The sequence below is a fragment of the Pseudomonas sp. genome, from assembly GCF_030696055.1.
Lineage (GTDB): Bacteria > Pseudomonadota > Gammaproteobacteria > Pseudomonadales > Pseudomonadaceae > Aquipseudomonas.
The window spans coordinates 1-19,880 of the sequence record NZ_JAUYNP010000304.1 but is presented as its reverse complement, the minus strand read 5'-3'; the positions used below and the strand labels follow the sequence as shown (position 1 = coordinate 19,880).

The window sequence follows — 19,880 nt, the reverse complement described above, 5'->3', positions numbered from 1 at the left end:
CCAAGGGACGATAAATGGATTCGCTCACCCAGGCGGTACTCGGCGCCAGCATTCAGGGCGCACTGCTCGGCCGCTGGCAGAGGCGCAAGGCGCTGCTGTACGGCGCCCTGCTCGGCACAGTGCCCGACCTCGACGTGCTGATCGATTACGGCGACGCCGTGGCCAATATGACCCAGCACCGCGGCTTCAGCCATTCGCTGTTGGTGCTCAGCAGCCTGGCCGTGCTGCTGACCTGGGTGATACGACGATGGCAGCCCAACCCCGCGTATTCGACGCGACGCCTGTTTCTGGCGATCTGGCTGGTGCTGATCACCCACCCGCTGCTGGACGCCTTTACCAGTTACGGCACCCAGCTGTTCTGGCCGCTGATGCCGATTCCCACGACCTGGTCGAGCATCTTTATTATCGACCCGCTATATACCCTGCCGCTGCTGGTGGCGGTCATCGTCGGGCTACTGCGAGACCTACGCGAGCGCCCGCAATGGCTGGCGATTGCCGCCCTGTGCCTGTCCAGCCTGTACCTGGCCTTTACCGTCACCGGCAAGTGGATGGCCGAACAGCGAGTGGAACAACTGCTGGCCCAGCGCGGCATCCAGGCCGAACAGCTGTTCAGCACACCAACGCCATTCAACAGCCTGCTGTGGCGGGTAATAGTGCTGGATGGCGAGGACTACCACGAGGCCCTGGTCGGCTGGCTCGACCACAGCCCACCCCTGCTCGAACGTATTCCCCGCGGCGCCGCCCTGGCCAAGTCGCTGCGCAAGTCGCCACAGCATGCGCGCCTAAGCTGGTTTACCCACGGCGTGTTGCGCTACGACAAGATCGGCGAGCAGCTGATAGTCACCGACCTGCGCCTGGGCATGACCGGCTACCACCCCTTCCGCTTTATCTTCGCCGAACGCCGCGACGGCCGCTGGCAGCCGCTGCCGAAAATCGAACGCCTGCCCTTCACCCGAGGTGAACCCGAGCACCTGCTGGTGCTCTGGCAACGGATCTGGGACGAACGCGAGCCGGTGCAACTGCTGAGCTGGGCCCAAGCCCTGACCCACAAACCCTGATAGCGCGAAATGCCCTAGAACCTGCCTACGATCTGCTGCGCGTCGGCCATACCGCGTTAAAACTGGCCTCGGGATGCTCATTTACAACTCGTAAACTCCGCTCCCTAGGCCAGTTTTGCCTTGTCTGGCTCTAGCTCGCAAGATCGTAAACAGGTTCTAAAACCGGCACAGCACTAGTTGCCGAACGCTCAGGACTCGAACTGTCTGCCGTGGCTCAATGGGCGATGGCGAGCTTGCCGAAGTGCCGCCCGCCAGCACTGAGTTCGGCATAGGCGGCGCGGGTATCGTCGATGCTAAACACACGGTCGACCACCGGCACTATGCGGTGGGCGGTAATGGCGCGGGCCGCCTCCGCCAGGTCGGCCACGGAGCCAGTGCTATTGCCGACTATACGCAAGGCCTTGACTATGATCGGCAGCAGGTCGATCGAGGCGGCCGTGCCGCTGACAAAGCCGACCGTAAATACCGTACCGCCCATTGCCGCTGCGTTAAGCGCGCGCGCGAAGGTTGCCCCGCCAACCGTCTCCACCACCAAGTCGGCGCCGCGCCCCTCGGTGAGTTTCAGCACTTCCTCGTCCCAGGCAGGCGTGGCGCGGTAGTTGATCAGCTGATCGGCGCCGAGCTGGCGCGCACGCTCCAGCTTCTCGTCGGAGGACGACGCGAGTATCACCGTGGCGCCAGAGGCCTTGGCGAACTGCAAGGCAAAGATGCTGACCCCGCCGGTTCCCAGCAGCACCACCACCGAGCCGGGGCGCAGCTGGGCCGAACGCACGGCATTCCAGGCCGTCGTCGCGGCGATGGGCAACGCCGCGCCCTGAACGAAATCCAGGTGAGCCGGCAAGGCGACCAGGCTGGTGGCGGGAACGGCCACGTACTCGGCCAGCGAACCTGGCAGTGTGATGCCACGCATCGCGGCCACATTGCGCGGTGTCATGGCCCCGCCTTGCCAATTCGGCATAAAGTGCGGGATCACCCGCTCGCCAATGGCCAGGCCGCTGACGCCTTCGCCCAGCGCGACGACTTCACCCGCACCATCGGCAACCGGAATCATCGGAAAGGTCGCGCCAGGGAAGGCGCCCGTTGCGACGGCCACGTCCGCGAAATTCAACGTAGCGGCGCGCAGGCGCACCAGCACCTCGCCGTGACTGGCCTTGGCGTCGGGCAATTCAGTGCGGCGAAACGCGGTGAGGGAGTGAGCGGTGAGTTCAATGGCTTTCATGGTCTTTTCTCTCCAATAAAACAGCTGCCGGGTGAGGCCGCCAACTCGCTACATCACAGCGCCAGTGATGTAGCGCGCCAACGACTAGGCATCAGTTTTATTAAAAACAGACAATGGATAAACTGCGGTTCTATTTATTCATTTGAAAACATGGATTGCTAATGGACTTACTCGACAGCATGCAGGTGTACGTTCTGGCCGTCGAAAAGGGCAGCCTTAGCGCCGCCGCCACGGCTTACGGTATCTCGGCGACCATGGCGGGCAACCACCTGCGCACGCTGGAAAAACGCCTGGGCATGCAACTGCTCAACCGAACGACCCGGCGCCAGCACCTCACGACCTTCGGCGAGGACTACTACGGCCGCTGCAAGGAAATCCTCAGGCTGGTGGCCGAAACCGACGCACAGGCCCAGAGCCTGCAATTGGCGCCTGCGGGCAAGTTGCGCATCAGCGCACCCGTGACCTTCGGCACCGAGGCACTGATGCCCGCCTTGGCGCAATACCTCGAGCGCCACCCCCAGGTCAGCGTCGATCTGGTCTTGTCCGACCGGGTGGTGGATCTGCTGGAGGAAGGCTTCGAGGCGGCCATCCGCATCGGCGAATTACCGGATTCGACACTGATAGCCAAGTCGCTGGCGCCTTATCGGCTGATGATCTGCGCCTCCCCCGAGTACCTGGCGCGCCGGGGTACGCCGACCAAGCCGGAGGACCTGAGCCAGCATGAGTGCCTGGCTTTCTCGACCGCCGCGCTGAGCCACTGGCGCCTGAGCGACCAGGACGGCAGCTACCGCGTGCCGGTGTCGGGTCGCCTGCAGATCAATCAGGGGCAGGCGCTGCGTGTCGCGGCGCTAAAGGGCCTGGGTATAGTGCAGCAACCGGCGATTCTGCTGGAGGCCGATGTGCGGGCGGGTCGCCTGGTGCAACTGTTTCCCCAGCATGAACTCCCCAGCAAGCCGACGAGCGTGGTCTACCTGCCGGACCGCTATCGCTCGCCCAAGCTGCGCAGCTTCGTGGATTTTCTAGTGGAACGCTTCGGCTGATTGACTGCTGCCGGGCCTGCCGAAGGGGCATAAAAAAACAGGCTGACGTCCATGCATTAGCCTGTTTTTTTGTGTCCTGCCATCCATGGCAGCCAGCCTGCGGGCCGTCGCTAGGCGAGGTTAAAAGTTAACCCTGGCTGAGCACTCTGGCCCCGCCGAGCGCCAGCTTGAGGCGATAACAAACCCAGATAAACACAATCCACACCGGCATGGCGTAGACCGACACCTGGATGCCCGGGATCAGCAGCATCACGCCGAGGATAAACAGCACGAAGGCCAGGCAGATATAGTTACTGACTGGATACCAGAAGGCCTTGAAGCTCGGCTCCACGCCTTTGGCGACCATGGCCTTGCGGAACTTCAGGTGCGAGTAGCTGATCATCGCCCAGTTGATCACCAGGGACGCCACCACCAGCGACATCAGCAGCTCCAGGGCGGACTTCGGCGCCAGGTAGTTGACCAGCACGCAGAGCAGGGTCACCGCCGCCGACAGGCCGATGGCCAGCACCGGCACGCCGCGACTGTTGACCTTCATCAGCGCCTTGGGTGCATCGCCCTGCTCGGCCAGGCCGTAGAGCATGCGGCTGTTGCAGTACACGCCGCTGTTGTAGACCGACAGCGCGGCGGTGAGCACCACGAAGTTGAGGATATGCGCGGCGGTATCGCTGCCGATCAGCGAGAAGATCTGCACGAAGGGGCTGCTGCCATAGGCGTCGCCACCGGCGGTAAGGCTCTGCACCAGGCTGTCCCAGGGATAGAGCGAGAGCAGCACGGTCAGCGCGCCGATATAGAAAATCAGGATGCGGTAGACCACCTGGTTGATCGCCTTGGGGATCACCGTGCGCGGCTCGGAGGCTTCGGCGGCGGTGATACCGACCAGCTCCAGGCCGCCGAAGCTGAACATGATGATGGCCATCACCATCACCAGACCTTCGATCCCGTTGGGGAAGAAGCCGCCGTGGCTCCACAGATTGGCGACAGTCGCCTGCTCGCCGCCGGCGCCGCTGATCAGCAGGTAACAGCCGAGCACTATCATGCCGATGATCGCCACCACCTTGATGATGGCGAACCAGAATTCGGTCTCGCCGAAGGCTTTGACGTTGACCAGGTTGATCAGATTGATCAGCACGAAGAAGGCCGCCGCCGTGGCCCAGGTGGGGATCTCCGGGTACCAGTACTGCACGTACTTGCCCACCGCGGTGAGCTCGGCCATGCCCACCAGCACGTAGAGCACCCAGTAGTTCCAGCCGGACAGGAAGCCGGCGAAGGGCCCCCAGTAGCTGTGGGCGAAGTGGCTGAAGGAGCCGGCCACCGGCTCTTCGACAATCATCTCGCCGAGCTGGCGCATGATCAGAAAGGCGATAAAACCGCCTATGGCATAGCCGAGGATCATCGACGGCCCGGCGCTCTGCAACACCCCGGCGGAGCCGAGGAACAGGCCGGTGCCGATGGCGCCACCGAGGGCGATCAGCTGGATATGGCGATTCTTCAGGCCGCGGTTGAGCGGGCCGGTGTGCAGCTGTTCGGACATCAGCGGGCGCTCCTGGGCAGGCAGCGGAAGAGACGAATACGTGGCATAGGGGTCACCTGTCGGTCAGTGCCGTGACGGAAACCCGCGGGACTCGTGATCCTGCGGAACCTTAAGACCTGTTTACGATCTCGCGAGCTAGAGCCAGACAAGGAAAAAACAGCCGAGGAAGCGCAGTTTACGAGCGGTAAATGAGCATTCCGAGGCTGTTTTTAACGCTGGATGGCCGACGCGCAGCAGATCGTAAACAGGTTCTTAGGGGCTATTGGCCCGGGTGATGCCAAGGCGGCATCGGGTCACGGCAACGCCGGGCAGTATATACAGCCCGGCAATTGCCCGGCCAGCCAGACGACAGGCGCCCGCCCGCTGCTATAGCGGGCGAGCTAGTGAGGGCTTAACCGACCTCGTACGCGCTGGTGCTAGCGGCCGGCGCGGCCTGCTTGGCCAGTTTCAGCCGGTAGCAGCCCCACATCAGCAGCAGCCACACCGGGATGGCGTAGACCGACACCTGAATACCCGGAATCAGCAGCATCACGCCGAGGATAAACAGCACGAAGGCCAGGCACAGGTAGTTGCCGAAGGGATACCAGAAGGCCCGAAAGCCGGTGCGCACCCCATCGCGGTCCATCTGCTGGCGGAACTTCAGGTGCGAGTAGCTGATCATCGCCCAGTTGATCACCAGCGCGGCCACCACCAGGGACATCAGCAGCTCCAGGGCGTTTTGCGGCACCAGGTAGTTGACCAGCACGGCGAGCAAGGTCACCAACGCCGAGAGCACCAGGGCGCGCACCGGCACGCCGCGCTTGTCGACCTTGGCCAGGGCCTTGGGCGCATCACCCTGCTCGGCCAGGCCCAGCAACATGCGGCCGTTGCAGTAGGTGCCGCTGTTATAGACCGACAGCGCGGCGGTGAGCACCACGAAGTTGAGGATATGCGCGGCGGTATCGCTGCCCAGCATCGCGAACACCTGGACGAAGGGGCTGCCGCTGTAGGGATCGCCGGCGCTGTTGATGTTCTGCAGCAGGGCGTCCCAGGGGGTCAGGGAGAGCAGCACCAGCAGCGCGCCGACGTAGAAGATCAGGATGCGGTAGATCACCTGGTTGATCGCCTTGGGGATCACGGTCTTCGGCTTGTCGGCCTCGGCCGCGGTGAAACCGAGCATCTCCAGGCCGCCGAAGCTGAACATGATAAAGGCCATGGCCATCACCAGGCCGCCGATGCCGTTGGGGAAGAAGCCGCCATGCTGCCACAGGTTGCTCACCGTGGCCGTCTCGCCGCCGGCGCCGCTGAACAGCAGGTAGCAGCCCAGCACTATCATGCCGATGATCGCCACCACCTTGATCATGGCGAACCAGAACTCTGCCTCGCCGAACAGCTTGACGTTGGCCAGGTTGATCGCGTTGACCGCGACGAAGAACACCGCCGCGGTGGCCCAGGTCGGCACATCCGGCCACCAGTAATGGATGTACTTGCCGACCGCGGTCAGCTCCGACATGCCCACCAGGATATACAGCACCCAGCAGTTCCAGCCCGAGAGGAAACCGGCGAAGCCACCCCAGTACTTGTGGGCGAAATGGCTAAAGGAACCGGCTACCGGCTCCTCGACTATCATCTCGCCGAGCTGGCGCATGATCAGGAAGGCGATAAAGCCGCAGATGGCGTAACCGAGGATCATCGACGGCCCGGCGGATTTCAGCACCCCGGCCGAACCGAGGAACAGGCCGGTGCCGATGGCGCCACCGAGGGCGATCAGCTGGATATGGCGATTCTTCAGGCCGCGCTTGAGGCCGCCCGAGGGGAGGGTGTCATGTTGCATGGATGCGTCACCTTTTGTTTTTATCTGTGACGGAATAGAACCCGCCGCGCTTGTGGTGCGGCGGAATGGGCAAGGCATTCAGATCGGCTTAAAGCTACTGCGCTCGGCTATGCAGCGTTGAAATCAGCCTCGGACTGCTCATGTACAGACGTACACTGCGCGTCCTCGACTGATTTCGCCTTGCCTAGCCTTCGCTCGCGACGCTTTGCACCGACCTGAGGGAATCAGGGTCGCTCAACCCAGGCGGCGTGGCCGACTGGGACTACTGTGCGTCGGGCTGTACCTCCGGAGCGGCGTTCTTGAACGCATCGAGGGATTCGCAGCGCGCGCCCATGGCCAGGATGCGTGGGTAGGCATCGAGGTCAGCGTTAAAACGGCGCGCATTGTACAGCTGTGGAATCAGACAGGCTTCCAGGTAACCGGGGCGCTCGCCCAGCGACAGCCGCCCATCGAACAGCGCCAGGCCCTGCTCCACTGCGGCCAAGCCCGCGTGCAGCCAATGCTGGTACCAGGCATCTTTTCCCGCCTCGCTTACCCCAAGCGGGCCTGTGAGGTATTGCAGCACCCGCAGGTTGTTCAGCGGGTGCAGGTCGCAGGCGATATGCAGGGCCAGGGCGCGTACCTGGGCGCGTTGCGCCGGGTCGGACGGCAGCAACGCTGGCACCGGGAAGGCTTCGTCGAGGTATTCGAGAATGGCCAGCGACTGGGCGATGCGCACCCCGCCGCTGCCCTCATCCACCAGCAGCGGCACCAGTTGCTGCGGATTGAGCGCCTTGTACTCGGCCGAGTGCTGCTGGCCGCCCTCCTTGACCAGGTGCACCGACACCTGCTTATAGGCCAGGCCTTTCAGATTCAGGGCGATACGCACCCGGTAGGCGGCGCTGGAGCGCCAGTAGCTATAAAGAGTCAACATGCCACACCTCCCTGTAGGAGCCAGCTTGCTGGCGATCCGGTTTTTGCAAGAGCATCGCCAGCAAGCTGGCTCCTACAAAAATGCTGCTGCCCAGCTCAATGTTCATAACGCTCCACGGCCTGGTCGATGGCGCCGAATAGGCTGTGGCCAGCAGCGTCGAACATCTCGATACGCACCCGGTCGCCGAACTTGAGGAAGGGCGTCTTGGCCTCGCCCTGCTCGATGATTTCCAGCATGCGCTTCTCCGCCAGGCAGCTGGAGCCGGCGCTGCGGTCGTAATTGGATACGGTGCCCGAGCCGATGATAGTGCCGCTGCCCAGCGGCCGACTTTTGGCCGCATGGGCGACGAGCGTCGGGAAGTTGAAGGTCATGTCGGTGCCGGCATCCGGCTGGCCGAACAGCACGCCGTTGATATGCGAGACCAGCGGCCGATGCACCTTACCGCCCTGCCAGGCATCGCCCAGCTCATCCGGGGTGATGGCCACCGGCGAGAAGCTGGATGAGGGCTTGCTCTGGTAGAAACCGAAGCCCTTGGCCAGCTCGCCGGGGATCAGGTTACGCAGCGACACGTCGTTGACCAGCATCAGCAGCTGGATATGCGAGGCGGCCTCGGCCGGGGTGACGCCCATCGGCACGTCGTCGGTGATCACCGCGATCTCCGCTTCCAGGTCGATGCCCCAGGCCTCGTCGGCCATCTGGATCGGGCCGTGCGGCGGGATAAAGCTGTCGGCGCCGCCCTGGTACATCAGCGGGTCGTGCCAGAAGCTCTCCGGCATCTCGGCGCCGCGAGCCTTGCGCACCAGCTCCACATGATTGACGTAGGCGCTGCCGTCGGCCCAGTGATAGGCGCGCGGCAAGGGGCTGTGGCAGGCCGCCTGGTCGAAGGCGAAAGCGCCCTGCTCCAGACCATCGTTCAAACGCTGGTAGACCGCCTCCAGCTTGGGCTTGCTGACTGCCCAGTGATCCAGGGCCGCCTGCAGGGTGGCGGCGATCGCCGGGACTTTGGTGGCGCGGCGCAGGTCGCGGGAGACCACGACCAGCACGCCGTCACGGCCTTGATTCAGTGATGCGAGTTTCATAAGCAGCTTCCGTCAATGTGTAGGAGCCAGCTTGCTGGCGATCAGCGGATCAACAGCATCGCCAGCAAGCTGGCTCCTACAGGTTTGTTCAGTCTGGTTTCCCCGGCGCACGCCAGGAGTTCACGTATTCGGGGACATCCACGCCGGCCGCGGCTTCGCCGACTTCCAGGGCGCGGCGGGTATCGATCATCACCGCCACTTCATCGACGAAGCTGGCCGGCGCTTCCTGGCTCTTCTTCAGCGCCTTGGGGTGCGGGCCGTGGGGGAAGCCGCAGGGGTGCAGGGTAACCATGCCCTGCTCGATATTGTCGCGGCTGAAGAAGTTGCCGCGGTGGTAGAACAGCACTTCGTCGTAGTCGTCGTTGTTGTGATAGAAGGGCACCTTCAACGCACCCGGGTCGCTCTCCACCGGGCGCGGGGTGAAGGTACAGATGACGAAGCCATTGGCCACGAAGGTGGTGTGGGCCGACGGCGGCAGGTGGTAGCGGTGGCTCATCAGCGGGCGGATATCGCGCCAGTTGAGGCGCACCACCGTGTTGTCGCCGTGCCAGCCGACCACATCCAGCGGGATGAACGGATAGGTCACGGTGCTGATCTGGTTGCGCCGCTTGATCCGGATCTGCCAGGTGCTTTCGTCCTGCTGGGCCTTGAAGGCCTCATCCAGTTTCGGATGATCGAGCACCGCCGGGTCGAAGATCGCCTGCGGGCCGAGCAGGCCCTTGTCCGGCAGCTGATAGGCGCCGTCACTGCTCTCGATCAGCAGCATAAAGGTCGGCTCGCTGGCCTCGATGCGCCAGGCGGTGCCGCGCGGGATCAGCAGGTAATCGCCGTCGCGATACGTCAGATGGCCGAAGTCGCAGTAGAAGTGTCCCGCCCCTTCATGGATAAACAACAGATCGTCGCCATCGGCGTTGCGCGCCAGATGGCGCATGGCGCCGTGGGTTTTCCACAGGCGCAGTTTCACGTCGGCGTTATGCAGGCACAGCGGCGCTTCCAGCGGGCAGTCACGCTCACTGGCGATCTCGTTGAAATTGAAGGCGTGCGGGCGCAACGGCCCCTGCCAGTCGATCCAGCCGGTGGGCGGATGCTTGTGGTGCAGGTGCGCGGTGGGGCCGAAGAAACCTTCGCGGCCCATCTCGCGCTCGTAAGTGCCCGCGGGAAAGTCGCAGTGCGCCTGCCGCGAGCACTCGCCTTCACGCAGGGGAAAACTGATCCATTTACGACTCATGAAAATCTCCTCGAAAACGGCGACGGTCGTAGTTTCGTAGGGTGGGTTAGGCGCGCGTCCAGCGCTTTGCAATCACACTGCTGATTCTTGCGCGCCGTAACCCACCATTGCTGCGCCGGATCAGTGGGTTACGCGGCGCTTCAGTCCTGAGCCGGACCTAAGCCTTTTTGCACGCGCCGCCCACCCTACGGTTCTGGCTTATTCGGCCTTGATCACGCCGCGCTTGATCTGGTCTTCCTCGATGGACTCGAACAGCGCCTTGAAGTTGCCCTCGCCGAAGCCCTGGTTGCCCTTGCGCTGGATGATCTCGAAGAAGATCGGGCCAATCACAGTATTGGTGAAAATCTGCAGCAGGATGCCGTCATCCTCGGGCGCGCCGTCGATCAGGATGCTCAGCTCACGCAGCAACGCGGTGGGCTCGCCATGGCCGGCCACGCGGCTGTCGACCTTGTCGTAATAGGTATCCGGGGTATGCATAAAGTGCACGCCATTGGCGCGCAGCTTGCGCACCGTCGCGTAGATATCCTCGGTACTCAGGGCGATATGCTGAATGCCTTCGCCGTGGTACTCGCGGATAAATTCCTCGATCTGCGACTTGTCGTCGGCCGACTCGTTGATCGGGATGCGGATCTTGCCGCACGGCGCGGTCATGGCGCGGGACAGCAGGCCGGTGAGCTTGCCTTCGATATCGAAGTAGCGGATCTCGCGGAAACCGGCGATGCGCTCGTAGAAGCCCGACCACACATCCATCTGCCCGCGCTTGACGTTGTGGGTCAGGTGATCCAGCTCTTTCAGGCCGACCGCATTGTCGTTCGGCGTGCGCCCCGCGATGTACTCGAAGTCGACGTCGTAGATGCTCTTGTCGCTGTGATCACAGACATAACGATCCACCAGATAGAGCAAGGAGCCGCCGATGCCCTCGACGCAGGGGATATTCAGCTCGCCGAAGTTGGCGTGACTGCCCACCAGGGTTGCGCCCTGGGACTCGACATAGGCCGCGGCCTGGGCCGCGTTCTTCACCCGGAAGGCCATGGCGCAGGCGCTGGGGCCGTGCTTCAGGCCGAACTCGCGGACATGCCCGGTGGGGCTGCCGTTGAGCACGAAATTGATGTCGTTCTGCTGGAACAGCCAGACTTCCTTGGAGCGGTGCTTGGCGGTTTCGGTGAAGCCCATGGCGGTGAACAGCTCACGCAGCTGCTGGATGCCCTCGGGCGTCGGCGCGGTGTACTCGACGAACTCGAAACCGTCGGTACCTATGGGGTTGTGCTGCTCGATCTTGTTCACGGCGTTCATTGCGCCTCCTCGTTGTTGTGGGATGCCGTCCGGCGCGTGCCGCCGTGACGCTGTCGATACCCCCATAACAACCCGTGGCCGGGTCACGAACAAGCGCGGTAACAGGCCTGCGACCGGCTGCCGCCCGGCCAGGTCGGCAAGTTTTCCTTACAGCCCTGAAATCGCTGGAAAGCACCACCGTAACGGCTTGCCGCGCGTAACGCTTTCTTGCCAATGCGGCTCAGTAAGCTGCCAGCGCAGGCTGCTCGGCGCTCTAGATCGCTGGATCAGCCGCCGGCGAGCGCTCGTTCAGCGCCTCGACGACCCGACCCGCGTCGGCAAAGGGCTGCGGCCGGGCGATGACATAACCCTGGGCGTAGTCGACGCCGACCTCGCGCAGGGCCGCGAGAATTTCTTCGGACTCGACGAACTCGGCGATGGTCCGTTTGCCCATGACATGGCCGATATGGTTGATCACCTCGACCATGGCGCGGTCGATGGGGTCTTCCAGCATGTCGCGCACGAAACTGCCGTCGATCTTCAGGTAATCCACAGGCAGGTGCTTGAGGTACATAAAGGACGACATGCCGGCGCAGAAGTCGTCCAGGGAGAAGCGACAACCCAGGCCCTTCAACTCGCCGATAAAGCGGATGGCCTCGGCCAGGTTGGTGATGGCCGTGGTTTCGGTGATCTCGAAGCAGATCATCTGCGGCGGCACCGGCTGACTGGCGAACTGCTCGCGGATAAAACCGAGGAACTCGGCATCGCCGATGCTCGCCCCCGACAGGTTGATGGCGCAGGTGGCGCTGTCCGTCAGGGCGCCGCTGGCCAACTGGCGGGCCAAGGCCTGCAATGTGTTGCGCAGCACCCAGCGGTCGATCATATGCATCAGGCCGTAACGCTCGGCCGCCGGCAAAAAGCTGCCGGGGCCGATCAGCTGACCGTTCTCGTCCTGCAGACGCAGGAGAATCTCCATATGCTCGCTCTGCTGGCCGTCGCCCAGGGCGAGGATCTTCTGCGCATAGAGACAGAAGCGGTCCTCCTTCAACGCCGTATGGATACGCTGCACCCAGCTCATCTCGCCGACCCGCAGGGACAGCTCGGAGTCGTCCGGCTGGTAGGCGTGCACCCGGTTGCGGCCCTTCTCCTTGGCCGAGTAGCAGGCCATGTCGGCGGTGCGCAGCAACGCCTCCAGGCTGCTATGGCCTTGGGTGATCTGCACCAGGCCGATGCTCACGCTGATCGCAAAGGGCCGGCCGCCCCAGACGAAACGCAGGTCCTGCACCGACTTGCGCAGGGCCTCGGCGATCCGCTCGGCGGCCTCCGCCGGGCAGTTTTCCAACAGGATGCCGAACTCGTCGCCGCCCAGGCGCGCCAGAGTGTCGCCCTCGCGCAGGTGCTGCTGCAACTCGCCGCAGACCTGGCGCAGCAGCTCGTCGCCGGCGGCGTGGCCGCTGGTGTCGTTGACCAGCTTGAACTGATCCAGATCGAGGAACATCAGGGCATGGCGCCGGTGTTCGTGCTGCAGGCGCTCCAGCAACTGGGCCAGGCAGTATTCGAACTCGCGGCGGTTGACCAGGCCGGTCAGCGCATCGTGGCTGGCCTGCCAGGACAGGCTGGCGACGAACTGGCGCTCGCGGGTCATATCGTGCAGCACCATCACCGCGCCGCTTACCTGGCCGTCGCTGAGGATAGGCGTGCCGACCAGGTTAACCGCCACCGAACTACCATCCGCGCGCAGGATCAGCTTGCTGTGGTCGTACAGGCTCTGGCTGCCACCGGCCAGGATGGCCTGCAAAAACGGCTCACCGCCCTCGCTCGGCTGTTCGTCGACTATCGAGAACAGCGCATCGAAGGCCTGCCCCCGCGCCTGCTCGACCCGGCAGCCGATCAGCCGTTCCGCCGTGGGGTTCATATAGGCGATATGGCCACGCCGATCGAGGCTGATCACCGCATCGCCAATCGCCGCCAGGGTCACCTGGGCGCGCTGTTTCTCGCTTTCCAGGGCCTGGTCGGCCAGCTCGCGCTGGGTCAGCAGCTTGCGCGTGCGCAGCGCCGCCAGGCCGATCAACAGGGCGGCGGTCAGCAGATTGAGCACTATCAGCAGGCGCAGCACCACCCGCGAGGCCTCGCCCATAATGCTGGAGAACGCCTCGGCGGCGGGCGTGGCGCCGTTGTTGATCTGCTCGACCCGCGCCTGCCAGTCGACCCTCTGCCGCGCCGTGACTTGTCCGCGGCCGATGCTGGCATGCATCTCCTCCGCCAGCTCGGTCAGGGCGAAGATATGCCGATCGCCCAGGGTCCACTGTTCGATGGCCCGTTCCAGGTAACTGAAATGGCGGAAGTGGCGGAACAGCCAGAGCATCGCCTCGACATCGTCCGGGTGATTCTTGCCTTGCAGTATGCCCTTGCGCGCCACAGCCAGGTCTGGCGGTTCCTGGCTCATGGCCATGCGCAAGGCATGGTCGCCCAGGGGCACGGCGATCGCCTGCTGGTATTGGCGAAAATGCACGGGCGCCTGGTTCTGCGCGTAGAGATCGAGGTGATGGATGGCATCCTTGAGGCCTTTCGACCACAGGCTCTCGCCGCCCACATAGGCGCGCACGGCGGACATCAGATAGAGGCTGCCGCCGGCCAGCAGCGACTGCAGCAGAATCACCAGGGCAAAAGGCCACACCAGCCGCAGCAACTGGGAACTAATGCACGCCCGCCTGGCACCCGTCTCCGCACTTATCAATCCCTTTCTCCCGACAGTGCCGTGCAGTGGTGGCCCAACCGCGCGGCATAAGTGTCATTCCCTTGCGCCACAGCTCGGGGAGAGAACAGCGAGGCGCCCGCAACCTCGCCCAAGAGGCGCGGGCCTACCCGTCAGGTATAGATGGTTTTTTAACCAAACGACAGCTCAGTGCTAAAACCTGGCGCCAAGCGGTTAACGCCGACGAAATAGCGGCCGCGGCTCGATTGCCGAGCGGCCATGGAGCGCGCTGATACCGGCCAGCCCCTTAAGCGCATCCGCCGCCGACTTGCCTGCGCACACGGCGAAGGCATCGAAACCGCACTGGTGCATATGGCTGAGCTGGTCGCGGAACTGGACGACCCGCTCGCGCACCTGCACGTGGTCGTATTCGTCGCACTGATATATCCCGCCACCTTATCAACCACCCGCCCTGCTGGCCCAAGGGGAGTGACTATGGTGTGGCGGAGCGCGAACAGACTCAGATTGGTGGTGAGAATACGGAGCAGATGCTGCGATCAATCTTTAGGGCGCAGCAGAGCGGGCGTGCATATCGACAGTTTTCGGCCGATTCTGTTGAAAAAGTCGGCCATGGTTTGCGCATCAGAAAAAGTACGCGTCCGAGATTGAAATCTTTACTTTTGGCAGAGGCTTACGGACTCGGATTTCACGTAGCAGCGTGCAAAAAAGGCGTTTTCACCAGTCAATGATCAGACAATTTGGGCAGACCGACTTTTTCAACAGAATCGGCCAAAAGCAGCCGCTGGCGATAGAGTGCAGCAGCCCCAGCCAAGAATCGCCCCCCCCAGACGCGCCTACCAAACCAGGGCGAATTAGTCAGTAAAACATGCTCATTCCAGTTTCCAGTATGACGGTTTCTATTGCTTCAGAAGCGGCACCTTTGAAAACACTAACTTCATAGTCACAAAACTTACCTGAGGTCGGGATATAGGCTAAGCATTTTAGCGTAAGAGCTTCATTCGTTGGGTTGGATATTCGAAAACCCGCCGGGACGGATAATGACTTCAATTTGGCGCTATCAGAGGTTATATGTACATCTTCAAGCGTTGCTATAAGTTGCTCTTGCTCCTCTATGAACTGCTGATTCCGACCATAAAGTCCATGATTCCATGCAAGTCTTCCCGGCAGTATGATGCGCACGTAGAACGCGGCCATCAGGCCGTTTAAAGATGCTTCAAAGTAAATACCGTCAGCCAAATTCCCCTTAACACCCTGTCGCATACAAATCACTTCGTAATGGCCATCCCTTTCGTCACCCTCTAACTCCAGCTTGAAAGTTACGCTATCAAGTGGTTGCATACCTGGAACTGCCTTTATAAGGGTGGGAATACAGTCCTCTGTAGCTCCTTGCTTCAAGCGCTCTGCGAAATGTAATAGCTTCTGGAGCTGCTGATTCAGAACACTAGGATCAACAATTGACTCGATTCCTGAGATGACTGAATCAATTGTCTTAATGGTCGGTAGCGCCTTCCTGATTGCTTCTAGTGGCTGTTGAAGCTTTTCTCGTTCACTTCGTGCGGCCGCTAAAGCTTTTTCCTGATCGATAGCTTCTTGCTTGTCCTTAATTTTCGTTACTGCTGCGCTCGCAGCCTCGGCAGTAAGCACTGCGTCACGTTCTGCCAAGGTGGTTGCGAAATGCGAAAGGTCCAAATTAGCCTGCCGAATAGACGCTGTTTGCGCTGTTCTGTATTTCTCACTGAAATCGGTAATGATATCTTTCTGAATGACCCTAGGGGGGGTGATTAGGCGCCAAATCTCAGAGATGATAAGTAGCCGCCCCTGACTGGTATGCCGGATCTTGGCTACATTGGTAATTTCCTCCAGCATTCCTAGTGACATGAGCGCTAGAAGTCCTGCGCTGGAGAAAGCTGCTTCTGGCGGCAGCCAAAAAAGCAGGCCATAAAGACCACTGAAAGCAAAGATTAACCAGCTGATCACAATCAGTCCGCGATATACCAGAGAGCTAATTTTGGGTGGTTCTGGGGAAATTCGAACTGCTAACGCGCTCATTGGTTCAGAAGCCTTGAAGGCTTTATAGAAGCCATGTGTAAGCCCCCCTACTACTAATAGGGTGGCAACCCCCGCGGCTATTTGAAGTAGCTGTTCCATTCGTCATCCCCAAAGTTTTTTAGCACGATGAATAGAAACTTATCATGTTTTTACTACTGAATCGGCCGTAGTTTTCTAGACGAACCTGACTGTCCGCAATGGGTCGAAAGCAACCCACAAAGCCGACTCCAACTCCCCCAAGCATTCGCTGCACCGTCCATCCGCCAGCGCAGCACAAAACCAGGACAAAACTGCGTCCGGCGCGATCTGATCCGCTTTTTATTGATCAACCTGAATCTGTTATGTAATCGCTAACGCGTCGACCATTGCCCCATCTTAGAAGGCTTGATGAGGCAGTTGTCATGAGCGAGCGCATTCCCGCGCGGATCGTGGAATCCATCGACGTTACCCAGCCTGTGCGGCTGACGCCGTCCCAGGCTGGTGGGCCTATCCATACCCGCAGCTTTAGCGGGCGCTTTCGCAATCTGCGCCTGTACGGCGCCGGCCTGCTGTTTCTGCTGTTCTTCGGCACCGCCTGGCTGGACTGGGATGGCCGTCAGGCCGTGCTGTGGAATCTGGCCGAGCACCGCTACTACATCTTTGGCGCGACCTTCTGGCCGCAGGACTTTATCTTGCTCTCGGCGCTGTTGATCATCGCCGCCTTCGGCCTGTTTACCGCCACCGTGGTGGCCGGGCGCATCTGGTGCGGCTACACCTGCCCGCAAAGTGTGTGGACCTGGGTGTTTATGTGGGCGGAGCAGATCACCGAGGGCGAGCGCCACCAGCGGGTCAAGCTGGACGCCGCGCCCTGGTCACTCAACAAGCTGGCGCGACGCAGCGCCAAACACGGCATCTGGCTGGCGGTCAGCCTGCTCACCGCGCTGACCTTTATCGGCTACTTCACCCCGATCCGCGGCCTGGCCGAGGAACTGCTGGGTCTGCAACTGGAAGGCGCCGCGCTGTTCTGGCTGCTGTTCTTTACCGCCGCCACCTACCTCAACGCCGGCTGGCTGCGCGAGAAGGTCTGCGTGCATATGTGCCCCTACTCGCGCTTCCAGGCCGCCCTGTTCGACCAGGACACAATGCTGGTGGCCTATGACGCCGCCCGCGGCGAAGGCCGTGGCCCGCGCAAGAAAGACAGCGACCATAAGGCCGAGGGCCTCGGCGACTGCATCGACTGCCAGCTGTGTGTGCAGGTCTGCCCGACCGGTATCGATATCCGCGACGGCCTGCAGATCGACTGCATCGGCTGCGCCGCCTGCATCGACGCCTGCGACGGGGTGATGGACAAGATGGGCTACGCCCGTGGCCTGGTCGGCTATCACTCCGAGCGCGAGCTGCAGGGCGGCAAGAGCCGCCTGCTTCGCCCACGGCTGCTTGGCTATGGCGTGGCCCTGGCGCTGATGCTCGGCGCCTTTATCTGGGCCCTGAACGCCCGCTCGCTGCTGTCCATCGATGCGGCCAAGGACCGCACGATGTTCCGCGAGAACAGTGCCGGGCAGATCGAGAACAGCTATCGCCTCAAGCTGATCAACAAGACCCAGCAGCCCCAGCGCTATGGCCTGAAGCTGCTCGACAGCCCAGAGCTGCGCCTGGACGCGCCGCAACACCTGGCGCTGGCGCCGGGGGAAATCCTCGAGCTGCCGGTAACCCTGGTGCAGCTGATCGAGCAGCCTGCCGGCACCACCACGCCGGTGCGTTTCGAAGTCAGCAACCTAGCCGATGCCAGCCAGCGCGCGCAGACCAAGAGCATCTTTATCGCCCCGAGCCGGCGCTGACGAGCATGAGCCGGCAACTCGCCGTAGACTGTGGCCCATCACTGGCCGCAGCCCCGGACACGATGAAACGCTACGAGAAATTCGCCGAGCAGATAGCCGAATTGATCCGCTCCGGGATGCTCGCCCCCGGCGAGAAGGTGCCCTCGGTGCGCCACGCCAGCCGCACCTACGGCGTCAGTCCGTCCACCGTGTTCCAGGCCTATTACCTGCTGGAAGACCGCGGCCTGATTCAGGCGCGGGCGCGCTCCGGTTATTTCGTCCGTGAACTGGCTCGGCATTCCCTGGCCGAACCCGAGACCAGCACACAACCGACCCAGACCACCGAAGTGGACGTCAGCGAGCTGGTGTTCTCCGTGCTCGGCTCGCTCAAGGACCCAAACACCGTACCGTTCGGCTCGGCCTTCCCCAGCCCGCAGCTGTTCCCCCTGCCGCGTCTGGCGCGCTCCATGGCCCATGCCCTGCGCGACATGCCGGCGCACGCGGTGATAGCCGACATGACCAGCGGCAACCCCGACCTGCGCCGGCAGATCGCCCTGCGCTATATGGGCGCCGGCGTGCGCCTGTCGCTGGATGAGTTGGTTATCAGCAACGGCGCCCTGGAGGCGCTCAATCTGTGCCTGCAGTGTGTGACCAAGCCAGGGGATCTAGTGGCCATCGAGGCGCCGGCCTTCTACGCCTGTTTGCAGGTGCTGGAACGCTTGCAGCTCAAGGCCGTGGAAATCCCGGTCAACCCGCGTGAAGGCATCGACCTCGGCGTGCTGGCCGAGCGCCTGGCAAGTCTTTCGATCAAGGCCTGCTGGTTTATGAGCAGCCTGCAGAACCCCCTGGGCGCCAGCCTCAGCGAGGCGAAGAAAGCAGAGCTGTACCAGCTGCTGCACCGCCATCAGGTGCCGCTGATCGAGGACGATGTGTACGCCGAGTTGTACTACGGCAGCCAGCCGCCCAAGCCGGTAAAGAGCTACGACCGTGATGGCCTGGTGATGCACTGCGGTTCGTTTTCCAAGAGCCTGGCGCCGGGCTACCGGGTTGGCTGGGTGGCCGGCGGACGTTATGCCGAGCAGATCAGCCGGCTCAAGCTGATGACCACCATCTCGCCCTCGGTGCCGGCCCAGGCCGCCATCGCCGACTACCTGCAGCACGGCAGTTACGACCGCCATCTGCGCAAGCTGCGCATCGCCCTGGAGACCCAGCAGGAGGCCATGCTCGCCTCCGCCGCGCGGCATTTCCCGGCCGGCACGCGGGTAACGCGGCCCAGCGGCGGTTATTTCCTCTGGTTTGAGTTCCCCGAGCGGGTCGATTCGCTGCAGCTGTTCCAGCTCGCCCTGGCCCAGGGCATCAGCCTGGCACCGGGGCCGATCTTCTCCGCCACCCGGGGTTTTCGCAATTGCGCACGGCTCAATCATGGCCATCCCTGGGATGCGCAGAGCGAGCAGGCGATGGAAGTGCTGGGGCGAATTCTCGCCAGCTTCTAGAAAGGCCGTGCCATGCGCCGCGGCGCTGCTAGCATGCAGTGCATAGCAACAGCAGCACAGGGTGAACGGCATGAGCGACGACAGCCAAAGCAACGGCGGCGCAAGCGTAGCCGCCGAGGCCATGGACGACCTGCAGCGCATCGAACTACTGGAGAAAGCCGGCAAACTCAATCGCCTGCTGATCTATGCCCTCGCCGGTGGGCTGGCCCTGGTGCTGCTGGCTGGGCTATTGATCGCCCTGCTCGGCTCAGGCGATGCGAAAAAAGCCGAGAAACCGCACGCAAGCGAAGCCAACACGCTAGCGCTGCAGAAGGAAGTCGGCGCCCTGCAGCTGCAGCTCGCTAGCCTGCAGAAGCAGCTGCAGGATCAGCAGAAGCTCCTGCTTCTGCAACAGAAGACCGCGCTCACCCCCGCCCCGGCACCCGCCGCGCCACAGACCAGCAACAAAGATAAAGAAACCCAGCAGATGGTGGCGCGCACCCTGATCGGCCAGGAGCGCAGCTATCAGAGCTCCATCGCCGCCCTTAAGCTGGGCATGCGCGACCTGGCCGGGATGATTGCCGGCTCGCGCAGCTGGCTGGAAGACTATGAAGCAGAGCTGAACAAGCCCCTGGCCGAGAGCCAGGCGCGGATCAAGGCGCTGCAGCGCTGGTCGGAAGGCAAGCCTCCCTCA

General features: G+C 62.5%; 14 protein-coding genes and 1 pseudogene. 5 read left to right on the top strand and 10 right to left on the bottom strand.

What is annotated here, in order from left to right; genetic code table 11:
• The first annotated feature begins 14 nt into the window (after positions 1-14).
• Positions 15-1,058, top strand: coding sequence for a metal-dependent hydrolase (locus Q8Q83_RS18320; RefSeq protein WP_305625559.1), 1,044 nt, complete (start codon positions 15-17; stop codon positions 1,056-1,058).
• A gap of 214 nt (positions 1,059-1,272) precedes the next feature.
• Here Q8Q83_RS18320 and Q8Q83_RS18315 read toward each other — a convergent pair whose 3' ends face one another.
• Positions 1,273-2,277, bottom strand: a complete 1,005-nt coding sequence (locus Q8Q83_RS18315; RefSeq protein ID WP_305625558.1) for an NAD(P)-dependent alcohol dehydrogenase — start codon at positions 2,275-2,277, stop codon at positions 1,273-1,275.
• A gap of 161 nt (positions 2,278-2,438) precedes the next feature.
• On the opposite strand from Q8Q83_RS18315, the gene Q8Q83_RS18310 reads away from it, so the two are divergent.
• Positions 2,439-3,317: a LysR substrate-binding domain-containing protein gene (locus Q8Q83_RS18310; RefSeq protein ID WP_305625557.1), complete on the top strand. Its 879-nt coding sequence runs from the start codon at positions 2,439-2,441 to the stop codon at positions 3,315-3,317.
• A gap of 127 nt (positions 3,318-3,444) precedes the next feature.
• Here Q8Q83_RS18310 and Q8Q83_RS18305 read toward each other — a convergent pair whose 3' ends face one another.
• The 9 genes and pseudogenes from Q8Q83_RS18305 to Q8Q83_RS18265 form a co-directional block, all read right to left on the bottom strand.
• Positions 3,445-4,848: an amino acid permease gene (locus tag Q8Q83_RS18305; RefSeq protein ID WP_371132433.1), complete on the bottom strand. Its 1,404-nt coding sequence runs from the start codon at positions 4,846-4,848 to the stop codon at positions 3,445-3,447.
• Positions 4,849-5,239: 391 nt separating this feature from the next.
• Positions 5,240-6,661 carry an amino acid permease gene (locus Q8Q83_RS18300; protein WP_305625556.1) on the bottom strand — a complete coding sequence of 474 codons (1,422 nt, stop codon included), beginning with the start codon at positions 6,659-6,661 and terminating at the stop codon, positions 5,240-5,242.
• Positions 6,662-6,923: 262 nt separating this feature from the next.
• Positions 6,924-7,574, bottom strand: coding sequence for a maleylacetoacetate isomerase (gene maiA, locus Q8Q83_RS18295; RefSeq protein WP_305625555.1), 651 nt, complete (start codon positions 7,572-7,574; stop codon positions 6,924-6,926).
• A 95-nt stretch (positions 7,575-7,669) separates the two neighbouring features.
• Positions 7,670-8,653, bottom strand: a complete 984-nt coding sequence (locus Q8Q83_RS18290; RefSeq protein WP_305625554.1) for a fumarylacetoacetate hydrolase family protein — start codon at positions 8,651-8,653, stop codon at positions 7,670-7,672.
• Positions 8,654-8,741: 88 nt separating this feature from the next.
• Positions 8,742-9,881, bottom strand: a complete 1,140-nt coding sequence (locus tag Q8Q83_RS18285) for a homogentisate 1,2-dioxygenase (RefSeq protein ID WP_305625553.1) — start codon at positions 9,879-9,881, stop codon at positions 8,742-8,744.
• A 198-nt stretch (positions 9,882-10,079) separates the two neighbouring features.
• Positions 10,080-11,174 (bottom strand): 4-hydroxyphenylpyruvate dioxygenase, encoded by a 1,095-nt coding sequence (gene hppD / locus Q8Q83_RS18280; protein ID WP_305625552.1) that lies wholly within the window; start codon positions 11,172-11,174, stop codon positions 10,080-10,082.
• Between the two features lie 253 nt (positions 11,175-11,427).
• Complete coding sequence (locus tag Q8Q83_RS18275) at positions 11,428-13,887, bottom strand: EAL domain-containing protein (protein ID WP_371132436.1); 2,460 nt, start codon at positions 13,885-13,887, stop codon at positions 11,428-11,430.
• Between the two features lie 195 nt (positions 13,888-14,082).
• Positions 14,083-14,238, bottom strand: a pseudogene (locus tag Q8Q83_RS18270) (DUF934 domain-containing protein); the annotation flags it as partial.
• A gap of 486 nt (positions 14,239-14,724) precedes the next feature.
• Positions 14,725-16,017: a hypothetical protein gene (locus tag Q8Q83_RS18265; RefSeq protein WP_305625551.1), complete on the bottom strand. Its 1,293-nt coding sequence runs from the start codon at positions 16,015-16,017 to the stop codon at positions 14,725-14,727.
• Positions 16,018-16,319: 302 nt separating this feature from the next.
• Between Q8Q83_RS18265 and ccoG the strand changes: the two genes are divergently transcribed.
• The 3 genes from ccoG to Q8Q83_RS18250 form a co-directional block, all read left to right on the top strand.
• Complete coding sequence (gene ccoG, locus Q8Q83_RS18260; protein ID WP_305625550.1) at positions 16,320-17,735, top strand: cytochrome c oxidase accessory protein CcoG; 1,416 nt, start codon at positions 16,320-16,322, stop codon at positions 17,733-17,735.
• A gap of 62 nt (positions 17,736-17,797) precedes the next feature.
• On the top strand, positions 17,798-19,207 hold the full coding sequence (mapR, locus tag Q8Q83_RS18255; RefSeq protein ID WP_305625549.1) for a GntR family transcriptional regulator MpaR: 1,410 nt from the start codon (positions 17,798-17,800) through the stop codon (positions 19,205-19,207).
• Between the two features lie 70 nt (positions 19,208-19,277).
• Positions 19,278-19,880, top strand: a 603-nt coding sequence (locus Q8Q83_RS18250) for a hypothetical protein (RefSeq protein WP_305625548.1), incomplete at its 3' end; no start/stop codon positions are given.

Excerpts from the sequence above, each read along its gene's own strand:
- ccoG (WP_305625550.1), top strand. The coding sequence starts at position 16,320 with ATGAGCGAGCGCATTCCCGCGCGGATCGTGGAATCCATCGACGTTACC.
- Q8Q83_RS18285 (WP_305625553.1), bottom strand. The coding sequence starts at position 9,881 with ATGAGTCGTAAATGGATCAGTTTTCCCCTGCGTGAAGGCGAGTGCTCG.
- maiA (WP_305625555.1), bottom strand. The coding sequence starts at position 7,574 with ATGTTGACTCTTTATAGCTACTGGCGCTCCAGCGCCGCCTACCGGGTG.
- Q8Q83_RS18300 (WP_305625556.1), bottom strand. The coding sequence starts at position 6,661 with ATGCAACATGACACCCTCCCCTCGGGCGGCCTCAAGCGCGGCCTGAAG.
- Q8Q83_RS18320 (WP_305625559.1), top strand. The coding sequence starts at position 15 with ATGGATTCGCTCACCCAGGCGGTACTCGGCGCCAGCATTCAGGGCGCA.
- Q8Q83_RS18305 (WP_371132433.1), bottom strand. The coding sequence starts at position 4,848 with ATGTCCGAACAGCTGCACACCGGCCCGCTCAACCGCGGCCTGAAGAAT.
- Q8Q83_RS18290 (WP_305625554.1), bottom strand. The coding sequence starts at position 8,653 with ATGAAACTCGCATCACTGAATCAAGGCCGTGACGGCGTGCTGGTCGTG.
- mapR (WP_305625549.1), top strand. The coding sequence starts at position 17,798 with ATGAAACGCTACGAGAAATTCGCCGAGCAGATAGCCGAATTGATCCGC.
- Q8Q83_RS18310 (WP_305625557.1), top strand. The coding sequence starts at position 2,439 with ATGGACTTACTCGACAGCATGCAGGTGTACGTTCTGGCCGTCGAAAAG.
- hppD (WP_305625552.1), bottom strand. The coding sequence starts at position 11,174 with ATGAACGCCGTGAACAAGATCGAGCAGCACAACCCCATAGGTACCGAC.
- Q8Q83_RS18265 (WP_305625551.1), bottom strand. The coding sequence starts at position 16,017 with ATGGAACAGCTACTTCAAATAGCCGCGGGGGTTGCCACCCTATTAGTA.
- Q8Q83_RS18315 (WP_305625558.1), bottom strand. The coding sequence starts at position 2,277 with ATGAAAGCCATTGAACTCACCGCTCACTCCCTCACCGCGTTTCGCCGC.